At 39.7% G+C, this 20,900-nt stretch carries 12 protein-coding genes, 14 tRNA genes and 3 rRNA genes; 26 read left to right on the forward strand and 3 right to left on the reverse strand.

Features of this window, described 5'->3' with window-relative positions; translation table 11 throughout:
• Positions 1 to 109 precede the first annotated feature (109 nt).
• Positions 110 to 1,897, forward strand: a complete 1,788-nt coding sequence (gene recQ / locus IGJ55_RS07050; RefSeq protein WP_430607870.1) for a DNA helicase RecQ — start codon at positions 110 to 112, stop codon at positions 1,895 to 1,897.
• A 152-nt stretch (positions 1,898 to 2,049) separates the two neighbouring features.
• Here recQ and IGJ55_RS07055 read toward each other — a convergent pair whose 3' ends face one another.
• Positions 2,050 to 2,829 (reverse strand): ABC transporter ATP-binding protein, encoded by a 780-nt coding sequence (locus IGJ55_RS07055; RefSeq protein WP_069638516.1) that lies wholly within the window; start codon positions 2,827 to 2,829, stop codon positions 2,050 to 2,052.
• A 156-nt stretch (positions 2,830 to 2,985) separates the two neighbouring features.
• On the opposite strand from IGJ55_RS07055, the gene IGJ55_RS07060 reads away from it, so the two are divergent.
• From IGJ55_RS07060 to IGJ55_RS07165, 22 genes are all read left to right on the forward strand, one after another.
• Positions 2,986 to 3,555, forward strand: a complete 570-nt coding sequence (locus tag IGJ55_RS07060; protein ID WP_429950957.1) for a YceD family protein — start codon at positions 2,986 to 2,988, stop codon at positions 3,553 to 3,555.
• 56 nt (positions 3,556 to 3,611) lie between these two features.
• On the forward strand, positions 3,612 to 3,791 hold the full coding sequence (gene rpmF / locus IGJ55_RS07065) for a 50S ribosomal protein L32 (RefSeq protein WP_010763436.1): 180 nt from the start codon (positions 3,612 to 3,614) through the stop codon (positions 3,789 to 3,791).
• 244 nt (positions 3,792 to 4,035) lie between these two features.
• A complete protein-coding gene (gene gndA / locus IGJ55_RS07070) occupies positions 4,036 to 5,457 on the forward strand; it encodes an NADP-dependent phosphogluconate dehydrogenase (RefSeq protein ID WP_069638514.1) in 1,422 nt (473 codons plus the stop codon).
• A 148-nt stretch (positions 5,458 to 5,605) separates the two neighbouring features.
• Positions 5,606 to 6,292, forward strand: coding sequence for a response regulator transcription factor (locus IGJ55_RS07075; protein ID WP_010765234.1), 687 nt, complete (start codon positions 5,606 to 5,608; stop codon positions 6,290 to 6,292).
• Between the two features lie 11 nt (positions 6,293 to 6,303).
• The gene (locus IGJ55_RS07080) at positions 6,304 to 7,806 is read left to right on the forward strand and encodes a sensor histidine kinase (protein WP_069638820.1); all 1,503 of its coding nucleotides are present in this window, start codon (positions 6,304 to 6,306) and stop codon (positions 7,804 to 7,806) included.
• Positions 7,807 to 8,434: 628 nt separating this feature from the next.
• A 16S ribosomal RNA gene (locus IGJ55_RS07085) occupies positions 8,435 to 9,995 on the forward strand.
• An 83-nt stretch (positions 9,996 to 10,078) separates the two neighbouring features.
• Positions 10,079 to 10,151: transfer RNA gene (locus tag IGJ55_RS07090), tRNA-Ala, on the forward strand.
• 178 nt (positions 10,152 to 10,329) lie between these two features.
• Positions 10,330 to 13,241, forward strand: a 23S ribosomal RNA gene (locus IGJ55_RS07095).
• A 97-nt stretch (positions 13,242 to 13,338) separates the two neighbouring features.
• Positions 13,339 to 13,454: ribosomal RNA gene (rrf, locus tag IGJ55_RS07100) — 5S ribosomal RNA — on the forward strand.
• Together the 16S, 23S and 5S rRNA genes with 14 tRNA genes alongside form the textbook arrangement of a ribosomal RNA operon.
• Positions 13,455 to 13,461: 7 nt before the next feature.
• Positions 13,462 to 13,535: transfer RNA gene (locus IGJ55_RS07105), tRNA-Asn, on the forward strand.
• Between the two features lie 47 nt (positions 13,536 to 13,582).
• A tRNA-Ser gene (locus tag IGJ55_RS07110) sits at positions 13,583 to 13,671 on the forward strand.
• A 15-nt stretch (positions 13,672 to 13,686) separates the two neighbouring features.
• Positions 13,687 to 13,758, forward strand: a tRNA-Glu gene (locus IGJ55_RS07115).
• Positions 13,759 to 13,770: 12 nt separating this feature from the next.
• A tRNA-Val gene (locus IGJ55_RS07120) sits at positions 13,771 to 13,843 on the forward strand.
• Between the two features lie 9 nt (positions 13,844 to 13,852).
• Positions 13,853 to 13,926, forward strand: a tRNA-Asp gene (locus IGJ55_RS07125).
• 13 nt (positions 13,927 to 13,939) lie between these two features.
• Positions 13,940 to 14,012: transfer RNA gene (locus tag IGJ55_RS07130), tRNA-Phe, on the forward strand.
• A 3-nt stretch (positions 14,013 to 14,015) separates the two neighbouring features.
• Positions 14,016 to 14,096 (forward strand) — tRNA-Tyr (locus IGJ55_RS07135).
• 10 nt (positions 14,097 to 14,106) lie between these two features.
• Positions 14,107 to 14,177 (forward strand) — tRNA-Trp (locus IGJ55_RS07140).
• A 13-nt stretch (positions 14,178 to 14,190) separates the two neighbouring features.
• Positions 14,191 to 14,263: transfer RNA gene (locus tag IGJ55_RS07145), tRNA-His, on the forward strand.
• Positions 14,264 to 14,295: 32 nt separating this feature from the next.
• Positions 14,296 to 14,368 (forward strand) — tRNA-His (locus tag IGJ55_RS07150).
• A gap of 14 nt (positions 14,369 to 14,382) precedes the next feature.
• Positions 14,383 to 14,454: transfer RNA gene (locus tag IGJ55_RS07155), tRNA-Gln, on the forward strand.
• Between the two features lie 35 nt (positions 14,455 to 14,489).
• Positions 14,490 to 14,560: transfer RNA gene (locus tag IGJ55_RS07160), tRNA-Cys, on the forward strand.
• Positions 14,561 to 14,576: 16 nt separating this feature from the next.
• Positions 14,577 to 14,660 (forward strand) — tRNA-Leu (locus IGJ55_RS07165).
• Between the two features lie 219 nt (positions 14,661 to 14,879).
• Here IGJ55_RS07165 and IGJ55_RS07170 read toward each other — a convergent pair.
• Together IGJ55_RS07170 and IGJ55_RS07175 are read right to left on the reverse strand one after the other, a co-directional pair.
• Positions 14,880 to 15,785, reverse strand: a complete 906-nt coding sequence (locus tag IGJ55_RS07170) for a transposase (RefSeq protein ID WP_430607875.1) — start codon at positions 15,783 to 15,785, stop codon at positions 14,880 to 14,882.
• Positions 15,786 to 16,030: 245 nt separating this feature from the next.
• Positions 16,031 to 18,694 carry a sigma 54-interacting transcriptional regulator gene (locus IGJ55_RS07175; protein ID WP_430607879.1) on the reverse strand — a complete coding sequence of 888 codons (2,664 nt, stop codon included), beginning with the start codon at positions 18,692 to 18,694 and terminating at the stop codon, positions 16,031 to 16,033.
• A gap of 255 nt (positions 18,695 to 18,949) precedes the next feature.
• Between IGJ55_RS07175 and IGJ55_RS07180 the strand changes: the two genes are divergently transcribed.
• The 3 genes from IGJ55_RS07180 to IGJ55_RS07190 are packed head-to-tail and all read left to right on the forward strand — an operon-like array spanning position 18,950 to position 20,897.
• Positions 18,950 to 19,285 (forward strand): PTS lactose/cellobiose transporter subunit IIA, encoded by a 336-nt coding sequence (locus tag IGJ55_RS07180; protein ID WP_069640234.1) that lies wholly within the window; start codon positions 18,950 to 18,952, stop codon positions 19,283 to 19,285.
• 25 nt (positions 19,286 to 19,310) lie between these two features.
• Positions 19,311 to 19,613, forward strand: a complete 303-nt coding sequence (locus tag IGJ55_RS07185; protein ID WP_069640239.1) for a PTS sugar transporter subunit IIB — start codon at positions 19,311 to 19,313, stop codon at positions 19,611 to 19,613.
• A 24-nt stretch (positions 19,614 to 19,637) separates the two neighbouring features.
• On the forward strand, positions 19,638 to 20,897 hold the full coding sequence (locus IGJ55_RS07190; RefSeq protein ID WP_207121837.1) for a PTS sugar transporter subunit IIC: 1,260 nt from the start codon (positions 19,638 to 19,640) through the stop codon (positions 20,895 to 20,897).
• Positions 20,898 to 20,900 lie beyond the last annotated feature (3 nt).

Raw genomic sequence — 20,900 nt, forward strand, 5'->3', positions numbered from 1 at the left:
ATGTTTCACATAAATCAAATTGTTTCACGGACAGGAAAAAATCCTCCCTTGAATTGCCCTATGACGCATGCTAAAATAACAAGCATACACAAAGAACGGAGAGAATTTCATGATTGACATCAAAGGTTTACTAAAAGAAAAATTTGGATACGATGAATTTCGTCAAGGACAAGAAGAAATTATCAATCATGTTTTACATAAAGAAAATGTTTTAGGTATCATGCCGACAGGTGGAGGTAAGTCGATTTGTTATCAGTTACCAGCCCTTCTGTTAGAAAATCTGACTTTAGTGATTTCTCCTTTGATTTCTTTAATGAAAGATCAGGTTGATGCACTTAATATGATGGGGATTCCAGCTACATTCATCAATAGTACAATTTCACAGTTGGAAATGAATAAACGTGTTCAAATGGCTGTTAATCGTGAGGTAAAGCTACTGTACATTGCACCAGAACGCTTGGAATCTTTTGATTTTCAGCAATTGCTATTACATGTACCGATTGATTTATTAGCAGTTGATGAAGCCCACTGTATTTCTCAATGGGGGCACGATTTTCGCCCAAGTTATTTACGTTTAGCTGAGATTATTGAACACTTTCAGCAGCAGCCTTCAGTTATTGCGCTTACAGCCACTGCGACTCCACAAGTAGCAGAAGACATCCTGAAACAGTTGCATATCCCAAAAGAAAATCAAGTACAGACTGGTTTTGCTCGGGAGAATTTGTCTTTTCAAGTTGTTAAAGACCAAAATCGAGATGTTTTCCTTCTAGAGTATTTAAAGTTGAATCAAGGACAATCTGGTATTGTTTATGCCAGTACTAGAAAAGAAGTTGAGCGGATTTATCATTTATTACAGAGTAAAAAAATCACTGTCGGTATGTATCATGGCGGCATGAATGAGAAGGATCGCAATCATAATCAAGAAGAGTTTTTATTCGATAAGCTTCAAGTAATGGTTGCGACCAATGCATTTGGCATGGGCATTAATAAAAGTAATGTTCGATTTGTTATCCATGCGCAGATTCCTGGGAATATTGAGTCGTATTATCAAGAAGCAGGACGTGCAGGACGAGATGGACTGCCAAGTGATGCTGTTTTACTATATGCACCTCAAGATCTTCAAATTCAACAATTTTTTATTGATCAGTCAGAAATGACGATTGATTACAAGCAAAAAGAATATATGAAATTAAGAGAAATGTCACAATATGCAAGTGCCCAAATGTGTTTACAAAAATTTATTTTGCGCTATTTTGGTGAAAACGGTTCTGAGTGTGGACGATGTTCTAATTGTTTAGATGAGCGGGAACTAGTAGATATCACAGTAGATGTTCAGAAAGTTTTATCGTGTGTCAAACGGATGGGAGAAAAATTTGGTAAAGGCTTAGTTGGTAAAGTATTAACAGGTTCAAAAGATCAAAAGATTGATCAATGGCATTTCCATCGCTTGCCGACCTACGGCTTGATGAAAGATCGCACACAAAAGGAAGTCAATCAATTGATTGATTACCTAACGGCTGAAAGATATTTAAATCCTTCAGATGGACAATATCCATTGTTATCTGTTTCGCCCACGGGTGTTCAAGTGTTATTAGGGAAACAGACGGTATTTAGAAAAGAAGATCAACGAGTTCGTAAAGTTGTTGTCAATGATATTCTTTTTGAAACATTGCGAGAACTACGAATGGACTTAGCTCAAGAAGCAGGTGTACCGCCATACTTGATCTTCTCAGATAGTACTTTAAAGGAAATGTGTGAAAAACTTCCGAAAAATTCTATTCAATTATTACAAGTGAAAGGTGTCGGACAAAACAAATTAGATAAGTATGGTGAAAAATTCTTAGCAGCCATTGAAAAATTTGAACACAATGAAGAAGAAAAAAAGGCTATTACTTAGAAGGTATTCAATACAGATGGATTTAAGGGGCTGGGATACAACTCAAAGAGTTATATCCCAGCCCCTTAAATCCGAATAAACGGTAGTGATAAAGCAGTTACTTTTGAATAAGCCTAAAATTCTCGAAGCAAGGTACTTTTGTCAGGATTACTTTATTTAGGATAAACGGCAAAACGTCCATCCTTCAATGGAATGATTTGAATTGGTTCAGCATAAAAATCTGCAAATGTCTCTTCGTTAAAAAGTTTAGACTGTGTTCCTTTCGCGAAAATTTCACCCTCTTTTAGCAGCATCAAATGATTGAAACACGGCAGGATTTCCTCAGTATGATGAGTAACATAAAGCAATGTTGGGTGGTTGTCTTGTTCGGCAATCTGCTGGATTTGAGTCAATAATTTTTCTCTAGCAAATAAATCCAAACCGTTGCAAGGTTCATCTAAAATTAATAGTTCTGGATTCGCCATCAAAGCTCTAGAAATCAAAACCAATTGACGTTCCCCTTGAGATAAAACTTCATATTTTTTACCGATCAAGGATTCGCCGCCAGCATTTTTTAGAATTGCTTTGGCTTGATCTAGTTCTTCTTGGGTATAGTGTTGATAGATGCCGATACTTGCAAATTTTCCTGAAAGAACAATTTTTTCTGCCGATTCCCAATTTTTCATACGGTACTGTAAAGCAGTACTGACCCAACCGATTCGTTTTTGCAACTCTGGAATAGAAGCCTGACCAAACACTTGGTCTAAAACTGCCAAACGACCTTTCGATGGCCAAAGATAGCCACAAATCAATTGTAAAAGTAATGTTTTCCCAGCACCATTTAATCCAAGAATTGCCCAGTTTTCAGAAGATTCTACTGTCCAACTTACGTTATTTAACAGGCTTTTTTTATCTCGAATAAAAGAAACATTATTAAATTCAAAAGCTTTCATACTAACTCCTCCTTTGCTTTATTTTACCATTAATAAACAAGAATAGAATAGTGAGGCTTAAAAAAATGAAAGAAGAAAACACTGTCAAGAAAATTTCATTGACAAAGCTTTCAAAGCCTTGTATAATTGCTTTTGTTGCGTTATGAGGTGATGAATATGAAATGGTCTTTACTAGAGTTAAACAAATACAAAGATGAACCATGTGAATTTTCAGAGACACTGGATTTAAAAGCGTCCTTGATTAAAAGAGATAATCTGATTCTAGATGTTAGTCCTGTAAAAGCAACAGGGATTTTAACAGTTGGTAAAGAAGAGTATTTGCTTCATTATAGAATTGATGTTATTGTAACAGTCCCATCTTCACGTTCCTTAACACCTGTTCCATTAAAGCTAATGATTGATGTTGATGAAGTTTTCATGACTCCTGAACAGTATCAGCAAAAAGATGGACGTTTGGCGGATGAAGAGATCATCTTGTTGGAAAAACCAACAATTGATTTAGATGAGTCAGTCGAAGATAACATTCTTTTGTCAATTCCGATCCAAGTACTGTCAGACGAAGAACAAGCCAATCAAGATATGCCAAAAGGGCATGATTGGGAAGTTTTATCAGAAGAAGAATACGAACAGAAAAGACAAATAGAAGCACAACAAACAATGGATCCTCGTCTTGCTAAACTATCTGAATTATTCGGTGAAACGACTGAAGAGGAAGATAAGCAGTAAGATTGGAATATATCGTGCATTTTATGCACACATCTTTACAAGGAGGTGGAACACCAATGGCAGTACCAGCTAGAAGAACTTCAAAAGCTAAAAAGGGCAAACGCCGTACTCATTACAAATTAACAATCAAAGGTTTGAATGCATGTTCAAATTGTGGTGAAATGAGAAAGAGCCATCACGTATGTCCAGCATGTGGACATTACGATGGAAAAGACGTAATCTCTAAAGAAGCATAAAACATTTTTTGAAAATGTTAAAATCCCCTAGGCTAACCATGGAGCCTAGGGGATTTATTTTTTGTTAGGATTCTCTAATTAGAGTGACAACTATCTGTAATTGTCTAAATTCAATCAAATAAACAAGAATAAATAAAATTAATGGAACTATTTTGTTTTCATATCAAGCATTCTACGTTATAATGATGTAGATTATAAGGAATTTCTAATGAACTTCTTTTCAAAGTTAGTGGGAGGATACAAGATGACAAAACAACAATTTGGCGTAGTCGGAATGGCCGTAATGGGAAAAAATTTAGCCTTAAATATCGAAAGCAGAGGGTACACAGTAGCTTTATTCAATCGTACGGGTTCAAAAACAACGGATGTTGTTGAAGAACATCCAAATAAAAATTTTAAAGCGACTTATACAATTGAAGAGTTTGTAGCCTCTATTGAAAAACCACGCCGCATTATGCTGATGGTTCAAGCTGGTTTTGCTACAGACGCAACGATTCAAGAGTTATTGCCTCATTTAGATAAAGGAGATATCTTGATCGATGGTGGGAATACTTTCTTTAAAGATACGATTCGTAGAAATGAAGAGTTAGCTAACTCAGGCATCAACTTTATTGGAACAGGTGTTTCCGGTGGTGAAGAAGGCGCATTAAAAGGACCTTCAATCATGCCTGGTGGTCAAAAAGAAGCCTATGAATTAGTTGCGCCAATTTTAGAGAAAATTTCAGCTAAGGCCGAGGATGGCGAATCTTGTGTTACCTATATTGGTCCAAATGGTGCGGGTCACTATGTTAAAATGGTGCATAATGGAATCGAATATGGAGACATGCAACTAATTGCTGAGTCGTATGACTTAATGAAAAATATTCTAGGCGTTTCAGTTGATGAAATGGCTGAAATTTTCAAAGAATGGAATCATGGCGAACTTGATAGTTATCTTGTAGAAATTACAGCGGATATCTTAACTCGTAAAGATGATGAAGGAACGGGGAAACCCATCGTTGATGTTATTATGGACGCTGCTGGTAATAAAGGAACAGGTAAATGGACAAGTCAAAGTGCTTTGGATTTAGGTGTACCATTACCATTGATCACAGAATCTGTATTTGCTCGTTTTATTTCTGCGTATAAAGATGAACGTGTGAAAGCAAGCAAAGTTTTAGCGAAACCTGAAGCACCAGCCTATCAAGGGGATAAAAAAGAATTGATCGAAAAAATTCGAGAAGCCCTTTACTTCAGTAAAATCATGAGTTATGCGCAAGGATTCGCTCAACTACGTGTCGCTTCAGAAGATTATGAGTGGGACTTACCGTTTGGTCAAATCGCTAAAATTTGGCGTGCAGGTTGTATCATTCGTGCTCAGTTCTTACAGAAAATCACAGATGCATACGATAAAAATCCAACCATCGAGAACTTACTATTAGATGAGTACTTCATTGATATTACAAAAAAATATCAACAATCTGTCCGTGATGTTGTATCGATTGCTGTTCAAGCAGGTGTTCCAGTTCCAACATTTGCATCAGCGATTGCTTATTATGATTCATACCGTTCAGAGCGTTTGCCAGCAAATCTAATTCAGGCTCAAAGAGATTACTTTGGCGCCCACACATATCAACGTGTTGATAAAGAAGGAACTTACCACTATAGTTGGTATAACGAAGAATAATATGTTGGAAAACCATGGGATTCAAATAAATTCTCATGGTTTTCTCTCTGCTATTGTGAAATATAGGTTGTTACTAGCTTTTTGGAGTGAAAGTGGGTATAATAGGTAAGCTTTAAGATAGCTTTTAAAGAGAAAGGACAAATAACCAATGAGTAATATTCTAATTATTGAAGATGAAAAAAACTTAGCGCGTTTTGTAGAACTGGAACTGAAACATGAGGGCTATACTACGGAAGTTCACTACAACGGACGCACTGGTTTGGAAGCGGCTTTAAATAATGATTGGGATGCTATCCTTTTAGATTTGATGTTGCCTGAGTTGAATGGGCTTGAAGTTTGTCGACGTGTACGTCAAGTGAAAAACACACCAATCATTATGATGACTGCACGTGATTCTGTGATCGATCGAGTTTCTGGCTTGGATCATGGGGCAGACGATTATATTGTTAAACCATTTGCAATAGAAGAGTTACTAGCACGTTTGCGTGCATTACTTCGTCGAATTGATATCGAAGGGGATAAAAATGTAGCGAAACAAACAACTATTACATATCGTGATTTAACGATTGAGAAAGAAAATCGAGTTGTTCGTCGTAATTCTGAGATGATTGAACTAACGAAACGTGAATATGAATTATTATTAACGTTAATGGAAAATGTAAATGTTGTGTTGGCTCGTGATGTGTTACTTAATAAAGTTTGGGGTTATGAGACAGAAGTTGAAACCAACGTTGTTGATGTTTATATCCGCTACTTACGTAATAAAATCGATGTTCCAGGTGAAGAGAGCTACATCCAAACTGTTCGTGGAACAGGTTATGTGATGCGCTCGTGAAAACAATAAAAATGAAAAAAGTAGCACAAAAAGAACTGAAGGGGCCTTCCTTGACAATCAAGTGGGCCTCTGCAAGTTCTTTCTTCATATTTGTGGTATTCACAATTTTTGCAGTGATTACATATAAATCCTCCGTTAATCTTATTGTTGAAAAAGAACGTGAGAATGCAGAACGAACCGTTGCTGAAGTTGGTAATCGTTTAGCTAATGCAAAAGAGAATTTAACAGTTTCAGATGTCTATGACAAATTGAAATCACCTAGTGTGGACGAAAATGATTTGAACAGTAAAAAACTTACTGTAGAAGGTTCGTTGATGGAAATGGATAGTATGATTTCTGAATTAGGACAGCCGGCTTTATTTTTATCCATTTATGATACAAAAGGAACGTTGATCTTCGAGACACAAAGGGTACAAAGTCAACTAATAAAAAAGGAAAAGCAAGATGCTGAAATCAGAACACTTGATGATAAGACAGGTTTTTTGATTATTCAACCGGTCTACTCGAAAGAAAATAGAGAAAAGGTCGGATATATACAAGGCTTTTATGAATTGTCATCATTTTATGAAATTAGAAATCGACTTTTACTCACACTAATTGTTTTAGAGGTCATTTCATTGATCTTAAGTAGTATATTAGGCTTTATTTTGTCATCATACTTTTTAAAACCATTAAAAGTTTTACGTGATACAATGGATACGATTAGAAAAGATCCGCAGTCCGACATTCATATGCCGAATATTCATTCTAATGATGAGTTAGCAGATCTTGCGGAAATCTTTAATGAAATGTTGGATCGGATGAGACGATATATTGAGCAGCAAGAGCAATTTGTGGAAGATGTTTCTCATGAACTTCGTACGCCAGTTGCGATTATAGAAGGACACTTGAACTTGCTGAATCGCTGGGGGAAAGAAGATCCAGAAGTACTAGATGAATCTTTGGAAGCAAGTTTACAAGAGATTGTACGTATGAAGAGCCTTGTTCAAGAAATGCTGGACCTCTCTCGAGCAGAACAGGTAGATGTTCAATATTCAAATCATACAACAAATGCGAAGCAAGTTGTTTATCAAGTATTTAATAACTTTAAAATCTTATATCCAGATTTTGTTATTACATTAGATGATGATCTTTTACATGAAGTAACGCTTGGAATTTATCGCAATCACTTTGAGCAACTATTGATCGTTATCTTAGATAATGCAGTAAAATATTCAACCAGTCGAAAAGAAGTTCATATTTCTATTTCAAAAACATTAAATGAATTTGAAATTGCTATTCAAGACTTCGGTGAAGGAATTCCAGAAGAAGATTTAGATAAAATTTTTAATCGTTTTTATCGAGTAGATAAAGCACGTGCCCGCAATAAAGGCGGAAATGGTTTAGGGTTATCGATTGCTAAACAATTAGTAGAAAACTATAAAGGAAGAATAGATGCTGAAAGTGTTGTTCATCAGGGGACGATTTTTAGAATTTATATCCCAATAGTAGAAAAAAACGAAATAGTAGAGTAGGAGCAAAAGACTCCTATTCTTTTTTTGATATTTAAACGAATAATCTGTTTGCTATAGCGAAAAATGATATAGAAAAAACGAATACTAAAATGAAGTATAAGTAATTTGTTCGCAATGAAAAAAAAGAATCAAAATTAGTTATTTTATAGTTGCATTTTATGATAAGTATTGTTATATTTATAAATGTTCTGATGATTGTTTTTTGGTGAAATGAACTAACAAAAAAATATCTTATTTTTCTTCTTGACGAATGGATTGCAATCATGATAGAATAACAAAGTTGTTAATTCAAAACAGCTAAAATATCTTGAGAAATCAGGAAAATACTTGTTGACAAATAACAACAAACCTGATAAACTAATGGAGTTGTCGACGAAACATTCGATAACATCAAGCAGAAAAGACTTTGAAACTTTTGAAGAAAAGTGTTGACATCAAATCAAAGATTTGATATGATATAAAAGTTGCTGCGAGGTAACACAGTAGACCTTTGAAAACTGAACAAAGTAAGACGAACCAAATGTGTAGGTTGTTTTTACAACGGTAAAAACAAACAACAATTTTTAACAAGCAAGCAATATGCTAGCAACCAAATGAGCTTATCGATCGCAAGATCGTGTTCAACTTTTATTATGAGAGTTTGATCCTGGCTCAGGACGAACGCTGGCGGCGTGCCTAATACATGCAAGTCGAACGCTTCTTTTCTACCGAGTGCTTGCACTCATTTGAAAAGAAGAGTGGCGGACGGGTGAGTAACACGTGGGTAACCTACCCATCAGAGGGGGATAACACTTGGAAACAGGTGCTAATACCGCATAATAGTCGACACCGCATGGTGTTGATTTGAAAGACGCTTTCGGGTGTCACTGATGGATGGACCCGCGGTGCATTAGCTAGTTGGTGAGGTAACGGCTCACCAAGGCCATGATGCATAGCCGACCTGAGAGGGTGATCGGCCACACTGGGACTGAGACACGGCCCAGACTCCTACGGGAGGCAGCAGTAGGGAATCTTCGGCAATGGACGAAAGTCTGACCGAGCAACGCCGCGTGAGTGAAGAAGGTTTTCGGATCGTAAAACTCTGTTGTTAGAGAAGAACAAGTAGGAGAGTAACTGCTCTTACCTTGACGGTATCTAACCAGAAAGCCACGGCTAACTACGTGCCAGCAGCCGCGGTAATACGTAGGTGGCAAGCGTTGTCCGGATTTATTGGGCGTAAAGCGAGCGCAGGCGGTTTCTTAAGTCTGATGTGAAAGCCCCCGGCTCAACCGGGGAGGGTCATTGGAAACTGGGAGACTTGAGTGCAGAAGAGGAGAGTGGAATTCCATGTGTAGCGGTGAAATGCGTAGATATATGGAGGAACACCAGTGGCGAAGGCGACTCTCTGGTCTGTAACTGACGCTGAGGCTCGAAAGCGTGGGGAGCAAACAGGATTAGATACCCTGGTAGTCCACGCCGTAAACGATGAGTGCTAAGTGTTGGAGGGTTTCCGCCCTTCAGTGCTGCAGCTAACGCATTAAGCACTCCGCCTGGGGAGTACGACCGCAAGGTTGAAACTCAAAGGAATTGACGGGGGCCCGCACAAGCGGTGGAGCATGTGGTTTAATTCGAAGCAACGCGAAGAACCTTACCAGGTCTTGACATCCTTTGACCACTCGAGAGATCGAGCTTTCCCTTCGGGGACAAAGTGACAGGTGGTGCATGGTTGTCGTCAGCTCGTGTCGTGAGATGTTGGGTTAAGTCCCGCAACGAGCGCAACCCTTATTGTTAGTTGCCATCATTCAGTTGGGCACTCTAGCGAGACTGCCGGTGACAAACCGGAGGAAGGTGGGGATGACGTCAAATCATCATGCCCCTTATGACCTGGGCTACACACGTGCTACAATGGGAAGTACAACGAGTCGCTAGGCCGCGAGGTCATGCAAATCTCTTAAAGCTTCTCTCAGTTCGGATTGTAGGCTGCAACTCGCCTACATGAAGCCGGAATCGCTAGTAATCGCGGATCAGCACGCCGCGGTGAATACGTTCCCGGGCCTTGTACACACCGCCCGTCACACCACGAAAGTTTGTAACACCCGAAGTCGGTGAGGTAACCCTTGTGGAGCCAGCCGCCTAAGGTGGGATAGATGATTGGGGTGAAGTCGTAACAAGGTAGCCGTATCGGAAGGTGCGGCTGGATCACCTCCTTTCTAAGGAATATTACGGAAACTTACACATTCGTCGACACTTTGTTCAGTTTTGAGAGGTTTACTCTCATTTTAATAAGTACCACGGGGCCTTAGCTCAGCTGGGAGAGCGCCTGCTTTGCACGCAGGAGGTCAGCGGTTCGATCCCGCTAGGCTCCATTAGTAACCAATGGTTACTAATTATTGTTCATTGAAAACTGGATATTGAAGTAAAAAAGTAATCAAAACAAACCGAGAACACCGCGTTGAAGAGTTAATTAACTGTTCGAAGCTTATTTTATTGGTGACGCCTCTATCGCTAGAGAAACGAACCAAACAATTGACCGTAAGGTCATAAGGTTAAGTGAATAAGGGCGCACGGTGGATGCCTTGGCATTAGGAGCCGATGAAGGACGGGACTAACACCGATATGCTTTGGGGAGCTGTAAGTGAGCTATGATCCAGAGATTTCCGAATGGGGAAACCCAACATCTTTTATAGGATGTTACTTTCCAGTGAATACATAGCTGGTTAGAGGTAGACGCAGAGAACTGAAACATCTTAGTACCTGCAGGAAGAGAAAGAAAATTCGATTCCCTGAGTAGCGGCGAGCGAAACGGGAAGAGCCCAAACCAACAAGCTTGCTTGTTGGGGTTGTAGGACTCCGTTGTGGTAGTCTGTCAAGATAGTCGAAGAACCTGGAAAGGTTCGCCAAAGTGGGTAATAGCCCCGTAGACGAAATGTTGGCAACACCTAGGAGGATCCTGAGTACGGCGGAACACGAGAAATTCCGTCGGAATCCGCGGGGACCATCCCGCAAGGCTAAATACTCCCTAATGACCGATAGTGAACCAGTACCGTGAGGGAAAGGTGAAAAGCACCCCGGAAGGGGAGTGAAATAGATCCTGAAACCGTGTGCCTACAACAAGTCAAAGCCCGTTAATGGGTAATGGCGTGCCTTTTGTAGAATGAACCGGCGAGTTACGATTGCATGCGAGGTTAAGGTGAAGAGCCGGAGCCGCAGCGAAAGCGAGTCTGAATAGGGCGAATGAGTATGTAGTCGTAGACCCGAAACCATGTGATCTACCCATGGCCAGGTTGAAGGTGTGGTAAAACGCACTGGAGGACCGAACCCACGTACGTTGAAAAGTGCGGGGATGAGCTGTGGGTAGCGGAGAAATTCCAAACGAACTTGGAGATAGCTGGTTCTCTCCGAAATAGCTTTAGGGCTAGCGTCGAAGTTAAGAATGATGGAGGTAGAGCACTGTTTGGACTAGGGGCCCATCTCGGGTTACCGAATTCAGATAAACTCCGAATGCCATTCATTCATATTCGGCAGTCAGACTGCGAGTGATAAGATCCGTAGTCGAAAGGGAAACAGCCCAGACCACCAGCTAAGGTCCCAAAATATATGTTAAGTGGAAAAGGATGTGGGGTTGCACAGACAACTAGGATGTTGGCTCAGAAGCAGCCACCATTTAAAGAGTGCGTAATAGCTCACTAGTCGAGTGACCCTGCGCCGAAAATGTACCGGGGCTAAACATATTACCGAAGCTGTGGATCACACCTCTGGTGTGATGGTAGGAGAGCGTTCTAAGGGCGTCGAAGCTAGATCGTGAGGACTAGTGGAGCGCTTAGAAGTGAGAATGCCGGTATGAGTAGCGAAAGACGGGTGAGAATCCCGTCCACCGTATGACTAAGGTTTCCTGGGGAAGGCTCGTCCGCCCAGGGTTAGTCGGGACCTAAGCCAAGGCCGAAAGGCGTAGGCGATGGACAACAGGTTGATATTCCTGTACCAGTTGTTTTTGTTTGAGCAATGGAGGGACGCAGGAGGCTAAGGAATGCATGCGACTGGAAGTGCATGTCCAAGCAGTAAGTCTTGAGTAGAGTCAAATGCTTTACTCTGTACGGACAAGCTGTGATGGGGAGGGAAATAATAGTACCGAAGTTCCTGATGTCACACTGTCAAGAAAAGCTTCTAGTGAGAAAACAACTGCCCGTACCGTAAACCGACACAGGTAGTCGAGGAGAGTATCCTAAGGTGAGCGAGCGAACTCTCGTTAAGGAACTCGGCAAAATGACCCCGTAACTTCGGGAGAAGGGGTGCTGACTTCGGTCAGCCGCAGTGAATAGGCCCAAGCGACTGTTTATCAAAAACACAGGTCTCTGCAAAATCGAAAGATGAAGTATAGGGGCTGACGCCTGCCCGGTGCTGGAAGGTTAAGAGGATGGGTTAGCTTCGGCGAAGCTCAGAATTGAAGCCCCAGTAAACGGCGGCCGTAACTATAACGGTCCTAAGGTAGCGAAATTCCTTGTCGGGTAAGTTCCGACCCGCACGAAAGGCGTAACGATTTGGGCACTGTCTCAACGAGAGACTCGGTGAAATTTTAGTACCTGTGAAGATGCAGGTTACCCGCGACAGGACGGAAAGACCCCATGGAGCTTTACTGTAGCTTGATATTGAGTGTTTGTACCACATGTACAGGATAGGTAGGAGCCGATGAACCCGGAACGCTAGTTTCGGTGGAGGCGCTGGTGGGATACTACCCTTGTGTTATGAACCCTCTAACCCGCACCACTTATCGTGGTGGGAGACAGTGTCAGGTGGGCAGTTTGACTGGGGCGGTCGCCTCCTAAAGAGTAACGGAGGCGCCCAAAGGTTCCCTCAGAATGGTTGGAAATCATTCGCAGAGTGTAAAGGCAGAAGGGAGCTTGACTGCGAGACTTACAAGTCGAGCAGGGACGAAAGTCGGGCTTAGTGATCCGGTGGTTCCGCATGGAAGGGCCATCGCTCAACGGATAAAAGCTACCCTGGGGATAACAGGCTTATCTCCCCCAAGAGTCCACATCGACGGGGAGGTTTGGCACCTCGATGTCGGCTCGTCGCATCCTGGGGCTGTAGTCGGTCCCAAGGGTTGGGCTGTTCGCCCATTAAAGCGGCACGCGAGCTGGGTTCAGAACGTCGTGAGACAGTTCGGTCCCTATCCGTCGCGGGCGTTGGAAATTTGAGAGGAGCTGTCCTTAGTACGAGAGGACCGGGATGGACTTACCGCTGGTGTACCAGTTGTTCTGCCAAGGGCATTGCTGGGTAGCTATGTAGGGAAGGGATAAACGCTGAAAGCATCTAAGTGTGAAGCCCACCTCAAGATGAGATTTCCCATTTCTTTAAGAAAGTAAGACCCCTCAGAGATGATGAGGTAGATAGGTTGGAAGTGGAAGTGCAGTGATGTACGGAGCGGACCAATACTAATCGGTCGAGGACTTAACCAAAGAAACGAAATAAAAAAGTTTTTCGGAATGTTTGATTCTATTACTTCAATCCAGTTTTGAGTGAATAATCACTCAACTAAATAGCAACAACACCCAGTGTGGTGGCGATAGCGAGAAGGATACACCTGTTCCCATGCCGAACACAGAAGTTAAGCTTCTTAGCGCCGATTGTAGTGAAGGGTTTCCCTTTGTGAGAGTAGGACGTCGCCACGCTAATTATTCCGGCATAGCTCAGTTGGTAGTAGCGCATGACTGTTAATCATGATGTCGTAGGTTCGAGTCCTACTGCCGGAGTTCCTTAATATAGGACTTATGAGTAATACTTTGCTTCCTTTAACTCTGGAGAGTTGTCCGAGTGGCCGAAGGAGCATGATTGGAAATCATGTAGACGGTTAACGCTGTCTCAAGGGTTCGAATCCCTTACTCTCCGTATTAAGTTTTTATTGGCCCGTTGGTCAAGCGGTTAAGACACCGCCCTTTCACGGCGGTATCACGGGTTCGATTCCCGTACGGGTCATTTATATTTTTTGGAGGTTTAGCTCAGCTGGGAGAGCACCTGCCTTACAAGCAGGGGGTCGGCGGTTCGATCCCGTCAACCTCCATTAAATTACGGTTTGGTAGTTCAGCTGGTTAGAATGCCTGCCTGTCACGCAGGAGGTCGCGGGTTCGAGTCCCGTCCAGACCGTTTTACATTTTTTGGCGCAGTAGCTCAGTTGGTAGAGCAACGGATTGAAGCTCCGTGTGTCGGCAGTTCGATTCTGTCTTGCGCCATTTGGAGGAATAGCGAAGTGGCTAAACGCGACGGACTGTAAATCCGTTCCTTAGGGTTCAGTGGTTCGAATCCACTTTCCTCCATTATCTTAGTAGGGATATAGTTAAACGGTATAACTACGGTCTCCAAAACCGTCATTGTGGGTTCGATTCCTACTATCCCTGTTAATAGTTTATGGCGATTGTGGTGAAGTGGTTAACACAGCGGATTGTGGTTCCGCCATGCGTGGGTTCGATCCCCATCAGTCGCCCTTAGCTTTTAATTTTTATTATATGTTTTATGGCGATTGTGGTGAAGTGGTTAACACAGCGGATTGTGGTTCCGCCACGCGTGGGTTCGATTCCCATCAGTCGCCCTTAGTTCTAATTTTGGGGTATAGCCAAGCGGTAAGGCAACAGGTTTTGATCCTGTCATGCGTTGGTTCGAATCCAGCTACCCCAGTTTTCTCTTTTAGAGATTGTTTTATAGTTAAATATGGCGGTATAGCCAAGTGGTAAGGCAGAGGTCTGCAAAACCTTCATCACCGGTTCAAATCCGGTTACCGCCTTGCAAAATTATTTCATGCCGGCGTGGCGGAATTGGCAGACGCGCTGGACTCAAAATCCAGTGCCCGCGAGGGCGTGCCGGTTCGACCCCGGCCGCCGGTATAAAAAAACTACGATGATCATCGTAGTTTTTTTTATGAAATTATGAAATATCGGCTCTTTGTCAACTAATGTTGGTAAAGAAAAACCAAAGAATTAAATCGATTAGTATGATCCCTAGAGGAACTTTCCTCTAGGTTTTTTGGCTCTTTGTCAACTAATGTTGGTGAAGAAAATCTAAAGAATTAAATCGATTAATATGATTCCTAGAGGAAATTTCCTCTAGGTTTTTCTATTTTCTTGAAAAAGAATAGTGCCAAAACATAAAGAAATTCTCAACTTAAAATTGTAAAAATTACGAAACCCATAAGCATTTCTCTTCAACACTTTAATATGGTTGTTTAAACATTCCAATGGTCCATTAGAATAAGGCAATTCTAGCGCATTTTTAATTTCATTTTTGTACTTCTTAAAAGTACCAATAGTCGTTTGATAATAGGTAGGAAGACGACAAAAATCTTCGTCTAATAGTGCACAAAACCGAGCAAAATCTCTTGTCTGTACGGCATAAAGAAAGTCCTGATAACAGGTGTAGCCACTTTTCAATTCGTCATCATACGCAAGTAATCGATCCACGACTTTTGTTTCAGTTAAATAAGTGCGGAAGGTGAGTCGATTGATTTTTTTAGGTTCATAAAATCGTTTCAAGACACGGTAAACAGAGGAAACTGAGACCTTCTTTTGACGCGCAATTTCACTCATAGAGGAAACTGAGACCTTCTTTTGACGCGCAATTTCACTCATAGAAGTGGTTTTTCTGAGCAGATCGGCAATGGATAACTTCACTTTAGTTGAAATCGAACAATGTTTTTCAACAAGACTCGTTTTAGCAACGAACGATCGATTGCAGGATTGACAGAAGAAACGGCGTTTCTTCAAGCGTAAATGAGTTTGATACTCCGAAACATCATTCAATAAAATCAGACAGCTTGTAAAGCCCCAACGGATAATCGCCTCCTTTTCTTCTCCCTCATAGTGAGGACAAACATGAGCAGCATAATCGAGCGTACCAGAGAAGACCTGACAAATTCTTCCTTTGATCGATTCATTTTTTAAGCAAATTTCATTAAAAGTGATGTTTAAGTCTAGAATATCTAAGGTTTCTTTGATAAGATTTGTATAGGACATCTTGATTTCTCCTTTTTGAATGGTTTTAGACGACTTAATTCTAAAGGATATCAGGGTGTCTTTTCTATTATTTTGCATTAAAAAAGATGCCGGTGATTTCTCACCAACATCAGAAAGTATAGAGCCGAAATATCAAATTGTCTTTTTTCTTTTTCTATTCAGTTGAAAATAGTTGATCAACTCATTCTTTTATAAACTAAAAAAGTGGGAAATCAGAAGAAAATGATTTTTCACTTTTTTTAGTTTTAAAATAAAGATTCATTCATAAAAAATGCGGTAATATAAAAGATTTCATCTTCTGGAATTACAATGGCATAGTATGTTTCTAAAAATTGACTATTTTTTCGAACACTGGCAATTTCAGTTGAATATTTTTTTTTGAAAGCTAATGTTTTTGGAAAACTACTAACACTTTTATCCTTTTTTAGTCGATCAATCATGCAGACGACATGACAAGCTAAACCTACTTTTATTTCGTAAGAAACATTTGGATTGATTTCAGCAGCTATTGCTTCAACCCACTCTCGAACAGAGATTATTAGTTCTTTTCCGTGTTCATATTCTAGCATATTTGCGATATTATGTTGCATACCGTCAAAAGCAATCTCATAATCGATCAGTGATTGAATATTTTTAGTTTTAGTCTCATCTAAAGCATCTGTAATCGTAAAGTGTGGCGAAGTTAAGGAAAGTTGAAAAGTACCAATTGTACAAATGATTTTTCCAGAAAGAGTTAAATTTTTAAGCGTTTGTTCCAGTAATTTTTCGTCAGTAATTTGTAATGATATAAGTTCACAAGCATCTCCACGAAAGTTTAAGCGGTTACTCAGCATTTTTTTGATCAATTGAGCTGAGCCTTCACCAGTTGTACACAGTGTTAGAATATATAACTTTGATTCCTTTCGTTCATCGTCACTATTTTTTTGATAAGTAGAAAGGCCTTTAATGTTTCTGGTCGATTCAAATACCTCATTAAGTTCGTAACCTAGAGAAGCTTTTCTGCTCGCTTCCAGCACATGAAGAGTGCTGACTAGCTCAATACAGCGAATGTCAATACGCAGTTTTTGTTGCAACTCATCGCTAAAGTTGATTAACGACCCCATATCAACTAATAATAGGACGTCTTTTAGTTGATCTTTTGCTATTAGATAATTTTTAATATTGTTTAGAGTTACGATTGGTTTTTCCTCAAGAGACATATCAAAACCTACGGCAATTTGTTCCCCAAGTAATTTGTTGACAACACTTGCCATGCTAGTTGCAGTTGAATCACCGTGAGCAACAACGATGACTTCGACTTTCGCTCTTTTTTTATTTTTGTTTTCGTAAGAGGTAAAAAATAAGGCAAGAAAGCCAGCTTCATCTTCTGGAAGCTGAATACTAAAATCCGCTTCTATAACTGAGAGACAGTGTTGGGCTGTTTTGAAAAGGGTGGCATGTTCCTTTTTTATTTCTGTTATTCGAGGATTAATGATTCTTTGACCTCTCTTAACTCGTTGAATCGTATTATACAAATGAAGTGCCAATCCATAGCGAACATTATCAGATAAATGAAGATTTAACAATCGGGAAGCTTTTTCACATACTTTATTCGCCGTTGCAACAATCTCTGAACCGACGATTTGTTCAAGGTTCTTTAAATCAATGACTGAATCAGTATTATAGGAATGATAATAATTTGTTATCGTGGTATCAATGATTTCAGATGTTTGCGAAGTATCAAGGCCGATTCGCTCCATATCACTCATTTTTTGCTCGATGATTTGGTAGATATCATTATTTTTAGTGTCTTTTTGTAAAAATAAGGTTGTATCTTCATCATTAAACATGAAAAAACGTGCATTCATATTCGGAAGTAGTAGCCAAATTTTTGGACGATCTTCCGTGTTATAAAGGCCTTCACGGATGTAATGAGGCAGTTCATAACTACTGATTTTGATAGTTTCTTCTTGTCGAGCGATAAAGTGAGAATAGGCTTTTGCACAAAGTAGCTGTATATCGGCTTTTAGTTGACCTACATTATTAGGACAATGATAGCCCAATAATGCTCGAATCGTATTCGTAGAAACTTCTATCGGTGTTTTTAATTTCTTGGTTTCAGCTTGAAAAAAAGTTGAAATCAAGCTTAGCCGTTCGTCTAAACCACGATCTATTAAACTAGGAATTTTAATTCGCATGGGAATTCTACGGATAAACGTTTGTAGCAATGAAGAGGAAGTATCTTCAGTTGTTGCACAGACCAATAATACTTGGGCAGTTCTTTCACTATTGGTTTCACCAAGCCTTCGATAGATACCGCGATCAATAAAGGTGAACAGCATTTCCTGACCTTCAGGAGGGAGCCGATGAATTTCATCTAGAAAGAGAATACCGCCATTCGCTTTTTCCAATAGCCCGATACGATCATTATCTGCACCCGTGTAAGCACCTTTAAGAATACCAAAAATAGAACCTACTAATAATTGAGGATTGTTCGCATAATCGGCACAATTGAACGTAATAAAGTTAGAATCCGCTTTCAATTTAGCTTGGGAAACGGCATAGCTATAAATCAGTTCGGCAAACATACTTTTCCCGACACCTGTTTCTCCAGTCAATAATATATGCATGCCATTTGGCGGATATAGCACAGCTGCTTTAGCCTGTTCACCACAGTGAAATAGGCTAGGGCTTTTTTTGATGAAATCATCTAAAATAGTGCTTGTTTGTTTTTCTTTTGGACTTGTTGAACAAAAATAAATTGGTTTAGTACCACTTTTTTTAGCTTTTCCTAGCTTGACTAATTGATTCAAGTCACTGCTAACATTTGCACGTGTAAGATTCAATTGTTTAGCAATCTCACTGGCGGTTACCAGTTGATCTTCAGAATATTGTCCTAACAATTCTGCTATTTTTTCAATTCTTTTCATTTTTTTCCGACCTTTGATGAATAGTGTTTTTTTGTTCTATGCCCTTAAGTATAATGTTGAATAGTGAAATAGTCAAAGTCATCTGTTTTTGTATGCGTTAATGTGTTTTAATTTGTTGTTAAAATGTGTTTCGAAAATTATTTCTGGGAAACACATACAAGTGAAATCCTGCTTTATAGAGATTTTCTGTGTTTGGCACACTAGTTGCTTATATTAATATGAAAACGTAATTAGTGTTTGAAGGGAGACGGTCAAATGATTTCAGAGACAGATGTGATGCAAATCATCGTTTATGCAGGTAATGCAAAATCGCTGGCAATGAACGCAATTAAAGAAGCAAAAGGTGGAGAGATCACCGAGGCAAAAAGAATATTGGAGGAAAGCAAAGACAATTTAAAAATTGCCCATCAACATCATACAAACATTTTAAAAACCTTTGCAAGTAATCCAGATGAACCAGTAAATATGTTTTTGACTCATGCGCAAGATCATATGATGGCAGCAATTACAGCAACTGATTTTACAAAAGAATTTATTGAGTTACATGAAGAAATACAAGAATTGCGTACTTTAATTAAAGAGAATGCATAAAATCAAAATAGAAAAGGTGATCAGGATGAAAATTACATTAGCATGTGCAGGTGGAATGTCAACAGGAATGTTAGTTAAAAAAATGGAGGAGTATGCAAAATCCCAAGGAATCGAAGCGGATATTTCTGCATGCGGACTAAGTGAGCTAGAAGAAAAAGTAACAGGTTCAGATATCATTTTACTAGGCCCACAAGTGGGGTATCAATTAGATGATGTAAAAAATGAGTATCCAGATATTCCTGTATTGGTGATTGAAATGATGGATTACGGCATGATGAATGGGGAAAAAGTATTTAAAAATGCACAGGAAGTTATTGCATCGAGATAAGAATGAGTTAGGGGAGGATTACAAATGTCAGAAACAAAAAGAAGTTCATTTATCAACGGGTTGAATGTCTTTGTCAACAAATTTTCAAATAATACCTTTGTTAAAAGTATTGCGAATGGAATGATGATGACACTGCCGATTACTATTGTGGGAAGTCTGACAACGATTATTGGAATGATTCCAGGGTTGCCAGATATTGTTATGAAGGCTTGTTCATTAGGGACCTCAATTTCCAGTAATTTGATTACAATCTATGTAATTATTGGTATCTCTTGTGCAATGGCAAGAGAGAAAAAGGGCGATACGATTGCTTCAATCATTTTGTCTTTAGCTGCGTTCTTTGTTTTGACACCGATCACAGCTTTTGATATTGGGCAAGAGAAACCAGTCATGGCTTTTGAATTAACTTACCTAGGCTCAAAAGGTATTTTCGTTGGAATGATCGTGGCACTTATTGTGACTTGGGTCTTCGCAAAAATGGTAGAAAAGCGCATTACGTTTAGAATGCCCGAAAGTGTCCCAACGGCGATTGCTAAAACTTTTGAAGCAATTGTTCCAGCAGCTATTATTTTTATTGTGGTTATTATGATTAGTACGGCTTTTGCCGAAACTAAGTTCGGAAATATCCATGACTTTATTTATACGAATTTACAAACCCCTCTAGAAGCGTTAGGTGGATCGATTTGGTCAGCATTATTTATTATGTTTTTATCAGAATTGTTGTGGTTCTTTGGAATTCATGGAAGTATGGTAGTAAGTTCTGTCATTGCTGTTTTGTTTACAACTCAGGCTTATGCCAATATGGAAGCAGTTGCGGCAGGTGAAGTAGCTACAAATATTATTAATTCATTTTTCTTAGATGCATTTAAAGGACCAAGAGCATTGGCATTAGCTGTGATTTTAGTTTGGATGAGTAGAAGTGAAAAATTCAAATCAATTGGAAAAATTTCACTAATTCCAAGTATCTTTGGTATCACGGAACCAATGAAATTTGGTATACCAATGATCATGAACGCAATTATTTTCATCCCTTTGACACTTTCAGCTGCGATTTGTGTCGGTATTGCATATCTTGCAACGATTATTGGCTTTTTACCAGTTATTAGTGTAAATGTTCCCAAAAATCTACCGACGTTCTTATCTGGGTTTATGGCTGCTGGCTGGCAGGGATTAGTTGTACAGTTAATTCAATTTGTTGTGGTACTATTATTATATCTACCATTCATGAAAAAATTGGATAGCCAAGGAGTCACAGAAGAAGAAGCAACGCTTCAAAATCAATAGGAG

Origin of the sequence: Enterococcus sp. AZ170 (assembly GCF_050545135.1) — a bacterium.
GTDB lineage: Bacteria > Bacillota > Bacilli > Lactobacillales > Enterococcaceae > Enterococcus_L > Enterococcus_L ureilyticus.